The sequence below is a fragment of the Alicyclobacillus acidoterrestris genome, assembly GCF_022674245.1.
Classification (GTDB): Bacteria; Bacillota; Bacilli; order Alicyclobacillales; family Alicyclobacillaceae; genus Alicyclobacillus; species Alicyclobacillus acidoterrestris.
The window spans coordinates 3422227-3436970 of record NZ_CP080467.1; the positions used below are offsets into that span (position 1 = coordinate 3422227).

General features: G+C 53.1%; 20 protein-coding genes and 4 tRNA genes. 6 read left to right on the forward strand and 18 right to left on the reverse strand.

From position 1 onward, the window contains the following. Positions 1-39: 39 nt before the first annotated feature. The gene (locus K1I37_RS16915; RefSeq protein ID WP_021296968.1) at positions 40-234 is read left to right on the forward strand and encodes a hypothetical protein; all 195 of its coding nucleotides are present in this window, start codon (positions 40-42) and stop codon (positions 232-234) included. A gap of 88 nt (positions 235-322) precedes the next feature. Then, entirely contained in the window at positions 323-529 is a 207-nt protein-coding gene (locus K1I37_RS16920; protein WP_021296969.1) for a heavy-metal-associated domain-containing protein, read from the forward strand. Between the two features lie 45 nt (positions 530-574). Here K1I37_RS16920 and K1I37_RS16925 read toward each other — a convergent pair whose 3' ends face one another. The 5 genes from K1I37_RS16925 to K1I37_RS16945 all read right to left on the reverse strand — a co-directional run bounded on the left by K1I37_RS16925 (position 575) and on the right by K1I37_RS16945 (position 1757). Continuing rightward, the gene (locus tag K1I37_RS16925; protein ID WP_161624360.1) at positions 575-1177 is read right to left on the reverse strand and encodes a cell wall hydrolase; all 603 of its coding nucleotides are present in this window, start codon (positions 1175-1177) and stop codon (positions 575-577) included. Positions 1178-1335: 158 nt separating this feature from the next. Continuing rightward, positions 1336-1409 (reverse strand) — tRNA-Cys (locus tag K1I37_RS16930). Between the two features lie 48 nt (positions 1410-1457). Continuing rightward, a tRNA-Gly gene (locus K1I37_RS16935) sits at positions 1458-1532 on the reverse strand. A 9-nt stretch (positions 1533-1541) separates the two neighbouring features. Further along, a tRNA-Phe gene (locus tag K1I37_RS16940) sits at positions 1542-1617 on the reverse strand. A 65-nt stretch (positions 1618-1682) separates the two neighbouring features. Continuing rightward, positions 1683-1757, reverse strand: a tRNA-Ala gene (locus K1I37_RS16945). A 140-nt stretch (positions 1758-1897) separates the two neighbouring features. Between K1I37_RS16945 and K1I37_RS16950 the strand changes: the two genes are divergently transcribed. Then, a complete protein-coding gene (locus K1I37_RS16950; RefSeq protein WP_021296971.1) occupies positions 1898-2386 on the forward strand; it encodes a PepSY domain-containing protein in 489 nt (162 codons plus the stop codon). A 114-nt stretch (positions 2387-2500) separates the two neighbouring features. Here K1I37_RS16950 and speD read toward each other — a convergent pair whose 3' ends face one another. The 4 genes from speD to K1I37_RS16970 form a co-directional block, all read right to left on the reverse strand. Then, positions 2501-2884, reverse strand: coding sequence for an adenosylmethionine decarboxylase (gene speD, locus K1I37_RS16955; protein ID WP_021296972.1), 384 nt, complete (start codon positions 2882-2884; stop codon positions 2501-2503). A 212-nt stretch (positions 2885-3096) separates the two neighbouring features. Further along, positions 3097-3783 (reverse strand): rhomboid family intramembrane serine protease, encoded by a 687-nt coding sequence (locus K1I37_RS16960; RefSeq protein ID WP_021296973.1) that lies wholly within the window; start codon positions 3781-3783, stop codon positions 3097-3099. Between the two features lie 26 nt (positions 3784-3809). Further along, positions 3810-4943, reverse strand: coding sequence for a glycosyltransferase (locus tag K1I37_RS16965; protein WP_021296974.1), 1134 nt, complete (start codon positions 4941-4943; stop codon positions 3810-3812). Positions 4944-4964: 21 nt separating this feature from the next. Continuing rightward, positions 4965-5270 (reverse strand): hypothetical protein, encoded by a 306-nt coding sequence (locus K1I37_RS16970; protein WP_021296975.1) that lies wholly within the window; start codon positions 5268-5270, stop codon positions 4965-4967. Between the two features lie 192 nt (positions 5271-5462). On the opposite strand from K1I37_RS16970, the gene htpX reads away from it, so the two are divergent. Beyond that, complete coding sequence (htpX, locus tag K1I37_RS16975) at positions 5463-6317, forward strand: zinc metalloprotease HtpX (RefSeq protein WP_021296976.1); 855 nt, start codon at positions 5463-5465, stop codon at positions 6315-6317. A gap of 28 nt (positions 6318-6345) precedes the next feature. On the opposite strand, the gene K1I37_RS16980 is transcribed toward htpX, so the two are convergent. The 4 genes from K1I37_RS16980 to K1I37_RS16995 all read right to left on the reverse strand — a co-directional run bounded on the left by K1I37_RS16980 (position 6346) and on the right by K1I37_RS16995 (position 9584). Beyond that, complete coding sequence (locus K1I37_RS16980; RefSeq protein ID WP_021296977.1) at positions 6346-7554, reverse strand: ABC transporter permease; 1209 nt, start codon at positions 7552-7554, stop codon at positions 6346-6348. Beyond that, positions 7551-8228, reverse strand: coding sequence for an ABC transporter ATP-binding protein (locus tag K1I37_RS16985; RefSeq protein ID WP_021296978.1), 678 nt, complete (start codon positions 8226-8228; stop codon positions 7551-7553). The genes K1I37_RS16980 and K1I37_RS16985 overlap by 4 nt, the downstream gene beginning before the upstream one ends. Beyond that, positions 8225-9292: an efflux RND transporter periplasmic adaptor subunit gene (locus tag K1I37_RS16990; RefSeq protein WP_021296979.1), complete on the reverse strand. Its 1068-nt coding sequence runs from the start codon at positions 9290-9292 to the stop codon at positions 8225-8227. Before K1I37_RS16990 ends, K1I37_RS16985 begins: the two co-directional genes overlap by 4 nt. Before the next feature lie 67 nt (positions 9293-9359). Continuing rightward, positions 9360-9584 (reverse strand): hypothetical protein, encoded by a 225-nt coding sequence (locus K1I37_RS16995; RefSeq protein ID WP_021296980.1) that lies wholly within the window; start codon positions 9582-9584, stop codon positions 9360-9362. 159 nt (positions 9585-9743) lie between these two features. Between K1I37_RS16995 and K1I37_RS17000 the strand changes: the two genes are divergently transcribed. Continuing rightward, positions 9744-10109: a hypothetical protein gene (locus K1I37_RS17000; RefSeq protein ID WP_021296981.1), complete on the forward strand. Its 366-nt coding sequence runs from the start codon at positions 9744-9746 to the stop codon at positions 10107-10109. Between the two features lie 60 nt (positions 10110-10169). Then, the gene (locus K1I37_RS17005; protein WP_021296982.1) at positions 10170-10607 is read left to right on the forward strand and encodes a CBS domain-containing protein; all 438 of its coding nucleotides are present in this window, start codon (positions 10170-10172) and stop codon (positions 10605-10607) included. A gap of 54 nt (positions 10608-10661) precedes the next feature. Here K1I37_RS17005 and K1I37_RS17010 read toward each other — a convergent pair whose 3' ends face one another. The 5 genes from K1I37_RS17010 to K1I37_RS17030 all read right to left on the reverse strand — a co-directional run bounded on the left by K1I37_RS17010 (position 10662) and on the right by K1I37_RS17030 (position 14673). Continuing rightward, on the reverse strand, positions 10662-10871 hold the full coding sequence (locus tag K1I37_RS17010) for a hypothetical protein (RefSeq protein WP_021296983.1): 210 nt from the start codon (positions 10869-10871) through the stop codon (positions 10662-10664). A 134-nt stretch (positions 10872-11005) separates the two neighbouring features. Then, a complete protein-coding gene (locus K1I37_RS17015) occupies positions 11006-11224 on the reverse strand; it encodes an alpha/beta-type small acid-soluble spore protein (RefSeq protein WP_021296984.1) in 219 nt (72 codons plus the stop codon). 194 nt (positions 11225-11418) lie between these two features. Continuing rightward, a complete protein-coding gene (locus K1I37_RS17020; RefSeq protein WP_021296985.1) occupies positions 11419-12552 on the reverse strand; it encodes a citrate synthase in 1134 nt (377 codons plus the stop codon). 190 nt (positions 12553-12742) lie between these two features. Further along, positions 12743-13318, reverse strand: coding sequence for a manganese efflux pump MntP (locus K1I37_RS17025; RefSeq protein ID WP_236613894.1), 576 nt, complete (start codon positions 13316-13318; stop codon positions 12743-12745). Continuing rightward, positions 13279-14673 (reverse strand): bifunctional folylpolyglutamate synthase/dihydrofolate synthase, encoded by a 1395-nt coding sequence (locus K1I37_RS17030; protein WP_021296987.1) that lies wholly within the window; start codon positions 14671-14673, stop codon positions 13279-13281. The genes K1I37_RS17025 and K1I37_RS17030 overlap by 40 nt, the downstream gene beginning before the upstream one ends. Positions 14674-14744 lie beyond the last annotated feature (71 nt).

A 14744-nucleotide genomic window follows, 5' to 3' on the forward strand; every position in this document is an offset into this window, starting at 1 on the left:
CGCGCCGTAACCGACGTACTCTTGTGTGAGGTGACCATTGTGGAAGGATGCTTCTTTACCGACGCAGAACGCATGACCATCGATAAAGTGGTGCAGCAAACAGGTGCTGACCGCTGGCGTGTGGAAATTGCGGCACTTCGCATGCGTTCGCACCCAGAACTGCGTGGGTTCGACTTATTGCAATGGATTCGCGAATCCCTCTCGGACACCATGGATGAAATTCGTCAAGCATGAGATGAGCTCGGGGAATAAGCCAACCACAGGACAGAGATGATAATAGAAGCCAATGACCAAATTGACGTTCGGGGGAGGGAATTCCGAGTTGGCAATTTCTACGCTGACCCTTGAGGGCGCCACATGTCCCATGTGCGCGAATGCGGTATCCAATGCATTGCACTCATTACAAGGAGTTCAACATCTAGATGTCGATCTCGCCGACCAAATTGCCACCATTACGTACGACGACGATGAAACGACGGACGCGTCTATCCGAGAAACGGTCGACCGTGCGAGCTGTGCCACCCATTGACACCAAAACCTACGCCGCAGGCATCCTGCGGCGTAGGTTTCAGTACTATTTTGCAAACACCAAGTGATCATACTGTTTCACACGAACGCGTGATTGAACCCAATTGGACGAAGACGTCTCACTGGGATTGTAAAACACCGTCGCGTGCGGAACATCTTCCGCACCATTCAGCACATCCTTGGCCGCCTGTATACTAGAAGCGTTTGGAGTCTTATAAATCGCACCGTTCGGCACGCACGAAAACTGATGAACGCCACCAACGGTCTCGAACACCACATCATGAACCGATGTCCCGTGCTTACCGCTGCGCAGTCGGTGTAAGACGACGTCCCCAACGCCGATTTGCGCCATCCGGGATTCGCCGCCGGCTTCCGCGTTGATGACGCGCGCCATCCAATAGAGATTTTGCTTCGTCTCCACACGCGAACGTCCACTCGATTGAGCCGAATGATTGCGCACCGACTTATGCACTGTCCGGTTCTTTGTCTGTCTCGACTTCGCACGAACCGGTACCCGGTGTACTTGCTTCACCGTTGATGCGGATTTTGAAAAATGGACATCGTTCGGATCAGTCGCCCCATGCGCTGAGGCAACCATTAGACCCCAAACTGAAGCGGCCGTAGACACACCGATTATCAAGCGCGACAATCGCATGTCATCCACAACCTCTCATGTTGTCCACATCGGCTAATCTTAACATGAGCGGCCAATCAACGAAATGTAAAACATCTGTCTACAGAGGCGTACACTACCAAAAATAAAAAAACGTGGATTCGGCGCTAGCCAAAACCCACGTTTTTTTATGTTGGAGGCGCCAACCGGATTCGAACCGGTGGTAAAGGTTTTGCAGACCTCTGCCTTACCACTTGGCTATGGCGCCACGCTGCGAAATACGAAACCTTGAATAGACAGGCCGTTTTCGCGAACTTGGAGCGGAAGACGGGATTCGAACCCGCGACCCTCGCCTTGGCAAGGCGATGCTCTACCCCTGAGCCACTTCCGCACGAAAAGATGGTGGCTCGGGACGGAATCGAACCGCCGACACGAGGATTTTCAGTCCTCTGCTCTACCGACTGAGCTACCGAGCCAAACTTTGCGCAACAAGAACGGTACATTCCCTGTGAATCAGGTGTAAATCAACCCGCCGCACAGATGGTGGAGCCGATGGGATTCGAACCCACAACCCCTACGCTGCCAGCGTAGTGCTCTCCCATTGAGCTACGGCCCCGTTTGTAACGAACGCATTTCATTCTACAACATCATTGCTAGGATGGCAATACATAAAACTCAAAGGGTTTTTTGCATAAATTTGGATTACACCGCGCAACCTACGCTTGAACGTAACGACATGAGATGAGGAGGACGAATATGAAAAAGTGGGTGATGGCGCTGTCGTTAGTGGGGTGCTTAACCTGCTCCACTGGTACAGTGTTCGCGGCGAGTGATTCGAGTGCCAAACCGACACATACGACACTACACCCTGTCACGGCTGACGTCCAAGACGTCGATGGACCTGCTGTGCACAATTGGGGAGATATTAAATCCAGTGTACAGGTTACGCGGGATACACTTCGTGAAGCCTATCAGGCTAGTCACGATGCATACACGCAGAAGCTGCAAAAATACGCGAAGTGTACGCCAACACAAGCCAAGAAGGCCGTTATGGCAGAACACCCCGGGATGACGGTAGAGGAGTTGCAGTTGCGCAACATTCGGACAAACCTGGTCTACATGTCCATTGTGCGCGATGACGAAGATAAGTATCTCGTCATTGTCGATGCAGGGAACGGCAGCATCTTGGTCGACAGGCGAATTCCGACGCATCACGAGCGGGTTTTCGCCAATGGCGACGATTAAAATGTTTTACGCCTGCCGATAGACGATACGATTTTAACGCCGGGTTCTCACGGCAAAGAGAAAGGGCAACAGCGAAGTGCTGCTGCCCTTTCTCTTTTTGCCGCAGTGCTGACGTCAAAAGGCGCGAACCTTGACGTCGTTTACCTGAATTGGACCGACACCGCGTGGCACTTCTATCGATTCAAGGCGCGTTGCACCTAAGTGTTTCGTGATATAATCACATGCCACATTCGGATCAATTCTCTCTCCGCAGGTGTACACGTCAATACTCGCGTATCCATGCTCTGGAAAGCTGTGGATGGTGAGATGGGATTCCGAAATAATGACAACTCCGCTAACACCCTGAGGTGCAAACTTATGAAATGCCACTTCTCGAACCTCAGCACCCGCTTCCAGTGCCGCATTCACCATCGTACGTTCAATACCCTGAACATCATTTAACTTATCCGCATTGCAACCCCAAAGTTCAGCAATAACATGACGACCCATTGTATCCACAGCAAAAATCCCCCTTTGAGCCAATTCGCCATGCCATCCATGGCATGTGGAACCGTCCCTACACCACGGGGGAAAGTTAGTCCGCAGAGGTCCTAACCCTTTAAGTGTAGAGCCGAATTCCGTATTGATAAACGGAGCCAAGCAAAGATTACGAAGAGTAGTATAAGATCTGATGCGACAATTTGCAACAAGGAATTATTCGGAAAAACAGTTTATATCGCTGAGAGTGGTGTAACCAGACACGCTATTAAGCTGATGGCCGTCAAGCAGACCATTGTAATGCTTGCAGTGCGCCAGAGCCGGACGGATCGATTGACGTTTACGTATACTAGTGTGAGCAAGATTCCGGCCACCATTCCACCAAGATGCGCCAGCCAATCAATGTCTGGATGGGTGATGTCGAGTACGACGTTAATGGCTAAAATCATCAAGAGCTGATTGCGCACGACAGTCGGGAGAATCCGTAAAAAAGCAAGGCCTAGCATCGCCCCGAACAACCCGAATATCGCACCAGATGCCCCGGCGCTCACCGTGAAACCAGCGCCCATGGCAAGGCTCAACACATTCCCAAACAGTCCGCTGACCAAATAAATCACGACAAAGGCGTTTGCGCCCAGCAGGCTTTCTACCGCCGTAAGTGTCCACAAGGACACCATATTGACCAACAAGTGCATCAAGGAAAGGTGCACGAAGATGGCGGTCAGCAATCGAAAGATTTGACCATGCGTGACGAATACCCCGACCATGGCGCCTGCCCGCGCATCCCCCTGCACGCTATGGCCAAAAATTGTCTGAACTACCACGTACCAAATGACAGTGAGCGCAATGATTTTCCAAGATGCCGGCCACTGGGCTATCGTTCGACCACCACCGAAGACTTGAAAACCGGTGCGTTTCATACTCATCAAATCCTTTGCGAAGGCAATTAAGAAGAACGGGTAAACTGATGCGTCCGAAGAATATCCTCTTCGAGCACCGTATACCCCCGCTCGTACGCTTCTAGCATCTTTTCCGGGGAAAAGTTCGGGAGTACACTCGAGCGAAATGCCTCCACATACTGTTCACGTTCCTCATCATGCTGCAGCAGTTGGTCGATTTGTTCAGCCAGGGCCTCACTGTCCCCGACGGGTGCAAGCACCCCTGCCTGTCCATTCTGAAGAAGTGTGCGAAGCCCAGGAATGTCTGAGCCGATATTGGCTGCGCCATACGTCCCCGCTTCCAAGACGCAAAACGGCGTACCCTCGCTCTTGGATGGCAGTACGTGAATATCGATGGCGCCATAAAAGTCGGCCAACCCTGTCATAAAGCCAAGAAAGTGCACCCGGTCCACAACGCCTAACTGTTCCGCCAAGCTCTGCAATGACGCCCGCATCTCACCGTCGCCTGCGAGCAACAAGTGGGTGTTCGGCGTCTTCACACGAGCCATCGCTCGAATCAGTACATCCAAGTTCTTCACCGGATCAAAACGGGCAGCCACACCAATGAGCCGACTCCCACTATCGAGGCCTAAACGCTTCTGCCAAACCTCTGCACACGCCTCACGCGTCTTTGATTGCGGCGGCAAATCCACCGCATTAGGCACGTCAAGGACAGTGCCTGTCGGCAGAACGTCCGCTAGCGAAGCCTGCACAATGAACAAGCCTACGGCCTGTTTGAGGCTCCACATATGTAACTTCGGATACACGCGGGATTTCAAGGAACTGCCTAAAAAATCATAGTACGGATGACTGTGAATCGTGGACGTCCACGGCACTCCATTCCAACGCGTGGCGAGTGCCGCGAGGATGTTCATTCGAGGTCCATGCGCGTGCAACAAGGCCTTGCGCTCCGCCCGCAACAGCTTCTTCAGTTGCGCGACGGCATGAAGCGCATTGCCCCCGATAACGTGCAAGCGAACACCTGTGGTAGCAACAGCATCCGCCAAAGGACCTTGCCCTAAGCTGACAAACCGATAGTGCGGCGACTTTTCGAAACGCACAACCGCTCGCGCGAGGGTAGATATATGTGCTGCAGCGCCACCTCGCTCATTTCCAGCGAAAAATACGAAAATTGTGCGCATGTTGTTCCCCCATGTATCGTCTCACGAGGGACGATGTCCCTGCTTTGTGTGCCGTTCAATGTAACGTTCCATTTCATCGTCGTCAAACTGCAATGCATCGCGATACAAAAATAAATAATCAATGGACGTGCCGAGCTTAGCCGCAGTAAACGCCAGCATATGATTCCGCCGGATGGTAGGCTCTGGCCAGACGTCTTCAAACCGTTCGCTGAGGCGACGATACTGTTGTTTGCTCATGCACGGAATCAGATGAACGAACGCCTCAGGAGGCAACTCCAAGATATCGTAGTTTCTTCCGTCGTATTCGATATTGACTCCTAAACGCATATACCCCATCCCTCAGTTCGTGAAGCCACGGTGCATAGTTTTAGTATAGCGAAACCCGTATAGCCGCACAAATCGAGCCCCTTTTCAGCGCAATTGGATGCATGATTGCCTATCCATACGCTAAAATTGAGGTAGGCTGTCCGATAGCCGTTGGGTCAAAAAACTTTAACATTATATGAGGAAGGACGATGATTGTTGAACACCCTTAAGACGTGGTCGCTCATGGCTGTGTTAACAGTCATTCTCGTGCTCATCGGGCACTTCATCGGCGGTACGCGAGGGATGCTCATCTTCCTGCTCATCTCCGTGGCGATGAACGCCATTGCCTACTGGACGAGCGGTACCATGGCCATCCGCATGACTGGGAGTTACCCCGTATCCGAGCGTGAGGTTCCTGAAGTGTACCAGGTCGTACGCCGGCTCGCTCGACGCGCCAACGTTCCGATGCCGGAAATTTATATCACGCCTTCGGACCAACCCAACGCTTTTGCAACAGGCCGCAACCCAGCACACGCCAAAATTGCAGTGACAGAAGGCATCCTTCGCGTAATGCCTACGCGGGAGTTAGAGGGCGTACTGGCGCACGAAATGGCGCATATTAAAAATCGCGATATCTTAATCAGTAGTATGGCAGCTGTTATGGCTGGCGCGATTACCAGTATCGCCAACATTCTGCAGTGGACCATGTGGTTTGGCGGAAACGACCGCGACGACAATAACGGTAACGTCGCAGCTGAACTCGCCCTTATGATTTTGGGCCCCATCGCAGCAACCATGATTCAATTGGCGATTTCGCGTTCTCGTGAGTACAAAGCAGATGCCACCGGTGCTCGACTCGTCGGTGATCCACATCCGCTGGCAGACGCACTTGAACGGTTAGAATCTTTTAAGCATCAACCATTTGGACAAATGAATCCGAACCCGTCTACGGCACATTTGTTTATCATGAATCCACTGCGCGGTGAGTCCCTCGTGCACTTGTTCAGCACCCATCCGCCAATGGAAGAACGCATTCGTCGACTGCGGGCAATGCGTCCCGGCAGGTAACACCTACTATTTTCACACAAAAGCATCCTCACTCATAACGCAGCGCGTCGATAGGGTTTAGACGCGCTGCTTTATTTGCTGGATACAGCCCGCAGACCACCCCAATCACTGCAGAAAACAGAAAACTAAACACGACCACTGGCCACTGAACAAACGTCGGCACGTGTGTGACCGCGCTTACGGCGACACCCACTCCGGTACCCAACAGAATTCCCACCAGACCGCCAATCGCCGTAATCATGACGGACTCCATCAGAAACTGCAAAAGAATGGCTGTGCGAGTGGCACCCAGCGACATGCGAATTCCTATTTCCTGCGTCCTCTCCGTCACCGAGACCAACATGATATTCATCACGCCGACGCCGCCCACCAGCAAGGCGATTCCCGCAATGGCTCCGATAACCAAAGTGAGGATGGAGGTAACCCGATTAATCGTGCTTTCGACCGTCGTCAAAAAGCCTGTTGACGTCTCAAATGCATTCGCGTCCCCGGCATTGACATTGAGCGCAGTCACAATGTGATTGGCGAGCTCATCCTGATTGACGCCCGGTCGAGTTTGCACGTCCATCTCGGTAATGCCCCACGTTGGAAACAGGTTCTGGCATGTCGTCGCAGGCATATATGCGTAATCTGATCCGAGAAACAGAGAAAATAGATTCACTTGTTGTGAGGCCGTGACCCCGATGACCTGAAACGGGGTTCCACCGATGGTGACGATTCCACCAACCGGGTTCCCACTTCCAAACAACTTCCCCGCTAACGTATTGGACAAGAGCACCACAGGCCGTGCGGCAACGACATCGGATGCCTGAAACATATGACCCTTAATCACCTGAAATTGAGCCAAGGCGTTTAGATAGTCCGGTCCCGCGTCGATACTGGCGTTAATGGTATGTGTACCCGCTGTGACGTTGGTTTGTCCCGTAATGGTATAGTCCACCCGTTGGACGCCGGAAAATTGTTGGGCGATGTCGAGATCGGCTTGACTGACGCTCAATACTTGTCCAGGTTGTGGGAGTCCTGGAACGACCAGTTCCTTCGGCAAAATTTGAATCGTATTTTGGGTTTGACCGTTCGACAGCGCATTGACGACCGCCCGCTTGCCACCATTGCCGACGGCGACAATCGAGATAATTGAAGCCACGCCAATCAAAATGCCAAGCATCGTCAAAAACGAACGCAATTTGTTCGCCAGAAGGGATGCCATGGCCGACATAAACATCTCGCCGAAGTTCATTCTCGCACCTCCTCGCGCACAATGGCCCCATCGACGAGTACGATGGTCCGCTTGGCGTACGCGGCGACGGATGGATCATGGGTAATGAGTACAATGGTCATGCCCGACTGATGCAAATCCGAGAACAGCGTCATGATTTCTGAACCTGTCGTCTGATCCAGTGCGCCCGTCGGTTCGTCGGCGAGCAACAGACGTGGCGAATTGGCCAGCGCACGTGCAATGGCCACGCGCTGCTTTTGGCCGCCGGATAATGCCGAAGGCAAATGGCGGACTCTGTCTCCAAGCCCGACTTCACAGAGGAGCTCAGTGGCCCGCTGGCGCCTTTTTGCACGTGGTACACCCGCGTACATCATTGGCAATTCGACATTGCGCAACGCCGTCATTCGCGGTAACAAATGAAAGTTCTGAAAGACAAAACCGATATACTGGCTTCGCAGCTGAGCCAACTCCCGTTTGCTCCGCTTTGCGACCTCCACACCGTCTAATTCATACGATCCACCCGTAGGCAAATCCAAACACCCTAAAATGTGCATCAGCGTCGATTTACCACTTCCCGAGGGGCCCATAATGGAGACAAATTCGCCATCTTCAATCGTCAGGTCAATCCCGCGCAAAACCGATATCGTCTCTTCGCCTGCGCGGTACCGTTTGGTAATCCCACGAAGCGCAATCAAGACGTCTTCACCGCCTGACCATTCTGCAAATCGCTTGGAGGATTATTCAAAATTCGCTCTCCCGCGTGAAGCCCTGACGTCACCTCAACGGATGTATCGTTGGTAATACCAAGCTGCACAGGCGTAAGAACCGCCTTGCCACCAGTCACCACATAAACTGCATAGTTGCTGCCCTGCTGTACAAGCGCACCATACGGCACCGTCGGAACCTGTTTGTGCGTCGCACTGGCAATTTTACAATTCACCTGGTACCCCAAAGGCACCGTAAACGTCCCCGTCGGACGCACATCGACCTCCACCTGGCCCGTTCCATTTTGGTTCGTTGCCGCAAAAGGCGCCACCATGGACACGGTACCGTGGAACGTCTGATTCGGATAGGCATTACTCGTGATGGATACCGACATCCCCTTCTTCACGTGCGTCGCATCCACCTCAGAAAGCTCGATCACGATTTGTTTCTGCGGGCCAACCACCTCCACAATCGGCGATTGGTTCCCACTCGCATCCACGCCCTGCGGTGACGCCACGAGGACAATCCCATCAAAGTTCGCGCGCACCTCTGTCTCGGCCAGTGCCGCTTTGGCGCTCGCCAACTGCTGTTGTGCCTGCGTCACAGCCGCTTCTGCGGCTTCTACTTCTGGCAGCCAAACCTGTTTTAAAAGATCGGGCGCACTGCTATACCCAGCCTGCGCCTGGCTGTATTCCCTGTTCGCAGCAGTCAGGGCCGACTGCGCCGACGAGATGGCTTGTTGTTGCGCGGAATCGTCGGTCTGGAACAAAATCTGCCCCTTTTTTACGTGCTGACCGACGGTGACATCCATATGTAAGACTGGTGAAGTGAGCTGCGTTGGGTCAACCAACTGCCGCTCAGTCGGTTTCACTTCTCCAGCAGAAAAAATGGTACGCCGCATCGTTTGCAAGCGAACCGTGGTGACCTGCAAAGCAGGTGCAGAGTGTCGACGGTGAACCAAGGTCAAAACCACTGCGGCCGCGACTGCGAGTACAAGGACGATGGCGACAATCGTCGTCACAACGCGTCGATGCCGTCGTGCGGGTTCCTGCATCTTCATCCCCCTTGCTTGTCATACGCTACTTAACAACAACATACCACAAGGGAGGGGAGTCACGATGTCAGCGACTGCCATATGGCGCACGCGCATACGGGGTATACTCGGACTGGCGTGGCGGTGGTAATGGCTCTTCAAGTGCCGCGAAAAGACGGGAGGAAGAACTTGTAGAAATGTACGAGCTACCATAGGAAGGGCGACGTTCGAATTGCTCAAGCGTCTGCTGCATCTCACGCAACAATTTTTGCATTTGTTGAATCTGTGTCGTGAGCCGTTGCACGTCATTCACAAAACCTACCCCCTCAAAAGCACTAGACGCTACTTTTCACAGGATATCCACGAAATCGACCTTCATACAAAACGGGGGACGGCCAGGTCTACGTCGGACTAGCCCACCATACATATAACATAACGAATTTTCCCGACACGAAAACGAGGGGTTCTGAAGATGAATAGTAAAACGACTTGCCGTATCATCGGCTGGATGTTTCTACTCTTAGGGGTTGCTGGACTGACCATGGGCCATCTCGGATCATACCTGCAATTCACACAAATCGAGTCCATCATCAGCGTCTCACTGGGTGCGCTGGCCATTCTCGCTGCGCGCCGCCGCCGTCGAGTAGCGGCACTCGCCCTCCTCTTGCTAGGGGTCTCTTGCGTCGTTTGGGATTTGACAAACATCTGGTCAGGACAGCCGCTGCTTGGGACCATGGAACCGCTCGACGGCGTACTTCACACGCTTGCGGCCATCTGGGCAATCGGCACTTGTACATATGACGTATTGACTTGGCGCCGACAAATTTCTGCCATGTGATTTCACTGCATTCGACGGACATACTACCCTCGAACATCATTCATGGGAGGGGTATGCCGAATGAAAGTGGAACAAATCATGACCACCAACGTTCAATGCTGCTGCGGTACGGACTCCATCCAGAAAGCGGCACAAGCCATGAAGAACTATAACTGTGGTTCGGTGCCCGTTTGCGACAACAAAAAAGTCATTGGTGTCATCACTGACCGAGATATCGTGTTAAAGGCAGTAGCCCGCGGTAAGGCGGATGTACGCGTCGAGGACTGCATGTCCAATAAAGTTGTCACTTGTACGCCGGATACAGACGCGCACGAGGCAGCCGACCTGATGGCACGTCATCAGATTCGCCGCCTTCCCGTTGTCAACGCATCGGGCGAACTCTGCGGTATTCTGGCAATTGGTGACCTTGCAACCGTGGATATCCATATCAACGAAGCTGGGGATGCATTGAGCAAAATCTCCACACGCACGGATCAGCAGTCCAACATCGTTCACTAAATGACGGCAAAATGGCGATCCCGATGGGCGGGATCGCCATTTTTATGCCCGCTGTCACACGGATGGCTGCGACTGTGCCGGATTGACGTCCGCTTCACCCGGCGGACCTTTGACAGTTGAAGCTTCTTCGCGCTGAATCAACAGTTCGATATGGGCTTCCAACGTATGCGCAACCAATTGCACAAGCTTGTTCACAAACGTGAGCCCATAAGCCAGTACACCCTGTGAAGCTGCAATCAAAATTGGCCAAATCCAATCCTGCATGAAGGTCCCTTCCTCTCCACTTGAGTTATCCGTAGAGATGCAGCAGGAAGCGGCAAATGGGGACACAGCACACAAAAAGGCCCCACGTAGTCCGCCAACCTTCCCGACGGTTCGCGATACGTGGGGCAAAAAGCCTATGACTGCGAAGACTGCTCGGCCAAGTGCTCTTGGGCGAATGCGACCAATTTCCGTGTAATGCTGCCGCCAATTGACCCATTTTCAAAGGAACTCACAAATCCCCAATAGCCATCGGACGGCGGCGTAATTCCCAGTTCGGTCGCTACCTCGTACTTCATATCCTGCAGAGCACGTGTTGCCTGTTGAAGCAGAAGACGATTATTGTTGTTGGCCATTCGACACCCCTCCCGTGTCTTAGGCTCTCCCCGACACTGCGACCTACGCTAGTACATATTAGTACGTGGAACAATGCATGGAACACGCACACATGGACGAACATGAGGGCGTCGTTGAGACACGAAAAACCGGCGCCAGCAACTGTAACGTCGCATGGCGCCGGTGCGTTGTTTGTACGCTTACATCGCAGTGATTACCGTTGATCGACAGGGACGTAAGTTTGATTCACCTTGCCAACATATTCGGCGCGAGGGCGAATCAAGCGGTTGTTCCGATATTGCTCCAACACGTGCGCCGACCAACCAGAAATCCGGCTGATGGCAAAAATCGGCGTATACAGGTGCGTAGGAATTCCCATCGCATAGTACATGGAAGCCGAATAGAAGTCGACGTTGGCATTGAGACCCTTCGTCTCTTTCACGTACGCTTCGATCGTTTGCGACATGTTGAACCATTTCGTCTGACCGGCGAGCTCACCAGCCTCTTTGCTCAACTTGCGCAAATGCGTCGCACGCGGGTCTTCCGTGCGGTATACGCGATGGCCGAAGCCCATGATTTTACGCTTGTTGTCGAGCGCTGTCTTAATCCATTCTTGTGCCTTGGACTCTTCGTTAATCTCCAAGAGCATCTTCATGACTTGTTCATTTGCACCGCCGTGCAGAGGTCCCTTCAACGTCCCCACCGCTGACGTGATAGCAGAATACATATCAGACAATGTACCCGCTGTCACACGAGCCGAAAATGTGGAAGCGTTCAACTCGTGGTCCGCATGTAAGATGAGCGCGGTGTTGAAGGCGCGTTCCACGAATTCGGATGGCTTTTCTCCACGCAGTTGATAGAAGAAGCTTGCAGCTGCACTCAATGAAGGATCTGGTTGAATGGGCTCAAGTCCTTGGCGGATGCGTTCGAACGAGGTGACAATTGTGGGGATTTGTGCGACCAGCCGGGTAGCTTTTCGAATATTCGCCTCAATCGATTCGTCTCCGTTGTCTGGGTCGTACAAACCGAGATACGAGACAGCCGTTCGCAGGACTTCCATCGCATTTGCGTCTTTCGGAACGCCACGGAGGAAGTTCAAGACGGCTTCCGGAAGTTCGCGCTGTGTCGCAATTTGCTTCGTAAATGTTTCGAGTTCGGCTTTTGACGGTAGTTTGCCATGCCACAGCAGATAGACTACTTCTTCAAAGGAAGCGCCTCCACCGACGAGATCATGAATATCATAACCTTGGTAAATGAGGCGGCCCTCTTTACCATCAACAAAACAAATTTCGGACGTGTTGGCAACAACGTCTTCCAACCCGGCTTTAAACGTCGTATCAGTCGCCATAAAATAGCCTCCTCATCCCTATAACCTCTTAATGAAGGACGCATAAACTGCATGTTCGTCATGCACAGCCGTCCTTCATGAAAATATCCTCTCCCATTATACTACAAGTTCCAATATCGAAAAACTGAACGCCTCCGGCGTAAGCGAGGGGGCTTCACAACGATTCGCTCCATTGCAAAGCCCCACAGATTTACACAAAGGCCATCACGCAGGCCACAATCAACAACACCACACCCGACAGCTTGTCCGCCGAGATGTTCACGCGCTTCCCGAGATAGCGCCCGAGTTCCAGTCCTGCGAGCGTCATCAACAGACTCACCAAGCCAAATACGACTGCTGCGAGCGCCAACGGAGCGTCAAACATCCCTACGCCAAACCCAACCGTCAAATTGTCCAAACTCAGCGCCACTGCCAAGAAAATAATGCTTGCGCCCTTCGCTTTTACCGCTTTATCCGCTTCGTCCTCGTCACCGTCTCGCTTAAAAACACTGTAAATCCCCATGATGACGAGTACGGCGATGCCGACCCAGCGCGCCTTGCCGCCAATGCTGCCAGCAATCGACTCGCCTATCACCATCCCAATGACCGGCATGACTGCCTCAAATACAGCAAAGATCAGTGCGGTTCGCCATTGTTGCACGCGAGAGAGCTGCGATGTGCCGAGCGCAACAGATGCCAGTCCATTATTTGCGCCCATGGCCAAACCAAACATGATGAGTTGCCAGATCAGTGAAGTCCCCTCCCTTGACCAAATCCATTTCCCCACAGAGACTGCGTCGGAACATCGAATAAACGCAATACGTCTCCAACGTAGGACTGCGTCCCAAGAAACAACAACGTGTCCTCTTTGTGCGCCGCGTCTCGCGCGCGGTGGACCGCAATCTCGACATCCGGTTCCACAAAGGATTGGACGCCTTGCTCTGTGGCAACCGCTGTATAATCCCGCGTGTACCGCAAATGCGGATTCGAACTCGTCGTAAAGACAAACGCGTGGACGTACGGCGCAAGCGTCGATATCACACCGACCGCATCCTTGTCGTCGGGCAACGACAGGACTGCAGTAATTTTGCCTGTCGGTTGAACTGCCTTGAGCCACTTTACGACAAACTGGGCATTGACCGCGTGAATCGCCCCGTCGACCAGGCAAGTGGGCTCCTTTGAAATCACCTGCATCCGCCCCGGTAACCGCAGTCCCGAAAGATTGACCTCAATCGCATCACCAGACCGCTTAAGCGACTTGAGGACGTGGTGTGCCGCGACTAAGGATACCGCTACATTGCCCGCGTACAAAGCGAGTTCCGGACCAACCACCGCGCGGTGCTTCACGCCCTCTGCGTGTGCGTAGACCGTCTGCGCACCTCCTGTCCCGTTCACCAGTTCATACGAAAAATCTCGCCCCAATAGACGCGACGTGACTTTGCAGTCGCCAAAATGGGCCGCAATCTGGCCTTCCACCTCCGGCGCTTGCGTATAACTGACCGCCCACTTGGTTTGCGCGGTGATGACGCCAAGTTTCTCGCGAACCACATCTGACCACGTTGGCCCGAGCTTGTCCAGATGTTCCGGAAAAATCGGCGTCAACAAGGCACCTTGATGCACGACTTGATTGACGTCGTCGTGCAGAGCCCCTCTACCCAATTCAAACACGTTGACATCGGTTTTCTGCTCGCGAAACCAAAGACTCGCCATGACTGCCACCAAACCAACCGGTCCAAAATACTCGTCTGACGGCAATCGGGCGTCTCTAGCTGCCAGCTTGACACACCTGGCGAGTCGAACAAAATCTTCATTCGGCACGGTCAAACCATTGATCCGAATTCGCTCTAAAAAATCTACCAGATGTGGACTTGTGAATAACCCCACACGCAGCCCCAAACGTTCGAGCACCGCCGCCAATAAAATCGCGTGCGTGCCCTTCCCCTTACTACCCGTAACCGCCACATTGTACATAGACTCGTCCGGACGTCCAACCGCGTCAAGCAGCCACCGGGTCCACTCAGGGTGTCGGACATCCCGGTCGTATCCAGCGCGTTTGACTGCGGGGACGCGCGTGTAGGATTCAAAAATCCACGTAATCATCTTTGTGACTTCTTGCTCTAGCTGTGTCGCTTCCCGTTCCATTGCGTCCCCACCTCTCCATTCTTCAAGTGTAGCACATAAAAATCGTACGCCGCGCCTCCAGTTACGGAGTG

Bases quoted from the DNA above. Each gene is read 5' to 3' on its own strand.
- K1I37_RS16970 (WP_021296975.1), bottom strand. From the start codon at position 5,270: ATGCGTTTAGGAGTCAATATCGAATACGACGGAAGAAACTACGATATC.
- K1I37_RS16965 (WP_021296974.1), bottom strand. From the start codon at position 4,943: ATGCGCACAATTTTCGTATTTTTCGCTGGAAATGAGCGAGGTGGCGCT.
- K1I37_RS17010 (WP_021296983.1), bottom strand. From the start codon at position 10,871: ATGCAGGATTGGATTTGGCCAATTTTGATTGCAGCTTCACAGGGTGTA.
- K1I37_RS17015 (WP_021296984.1), bottom strand. From the start codon at position 11,224: ATGGCCAACAACAATAATCGTCTTCTGCTTCAACAGGCAACACGTGCT.
- K1I37_RS16950 (WP_021296971.1), top strand. From the start codon at position 1,898: ATGAAAAAGTGGGTGATGGCGCTGTCGTTAGTGGGGTGCTTAACCTGC.
- K1I37_RS16980 (WP_021296977.1), bottom strand. From the start codon at position 7,554: ATGAACTTCGGCGAGATGTTTATGTCGGCCATGGCATCCCTTCTGGCG.
- K1I37_RS16990 (WP_021296979.1), bottom strand. From the start codon at position 9,292: ATGCAGGAACCCGCACGACGGCATCGACGCGTTGTGACGACGATTGTC.
- K1I37_RS17005 (WP_021296982.1), top strand. From the start codon at position 10,170: ATGAAAGTGGAACAAATCATGACCACCAACGTTCAATGCTGCTGCGGT.
- K1I37_RS17020 (WP_021296985.1), bottom strand. From the start codon at position 12,552: ATGGCGACTGATACGACGTTTAAAGCCGGGTTGGAAGACGTTGTTGCC.
- K1I37_RS16960 (WP_021296973.1), bottom strand. From the start codon at position 3,783: ATGAAACGCACCGGTTTTCAAGTCTTCGGTGGTGGTCGAACGATAGCC.
- K1I37_RS17000 (WP_021296981.1), top strand. From the start codon at position 9,744: ATGAATAGTAAAACGACTTGCCGTATCATCGGCTGGATGTTTCTACTC.
- K1I37_RS17030 (WP_021296987.1), bottom strand. From the start codon at position 14,673: ATGGAACGGGAAGCGACACAGCTAGAGCAAGAAGTCACAAAGATGATT.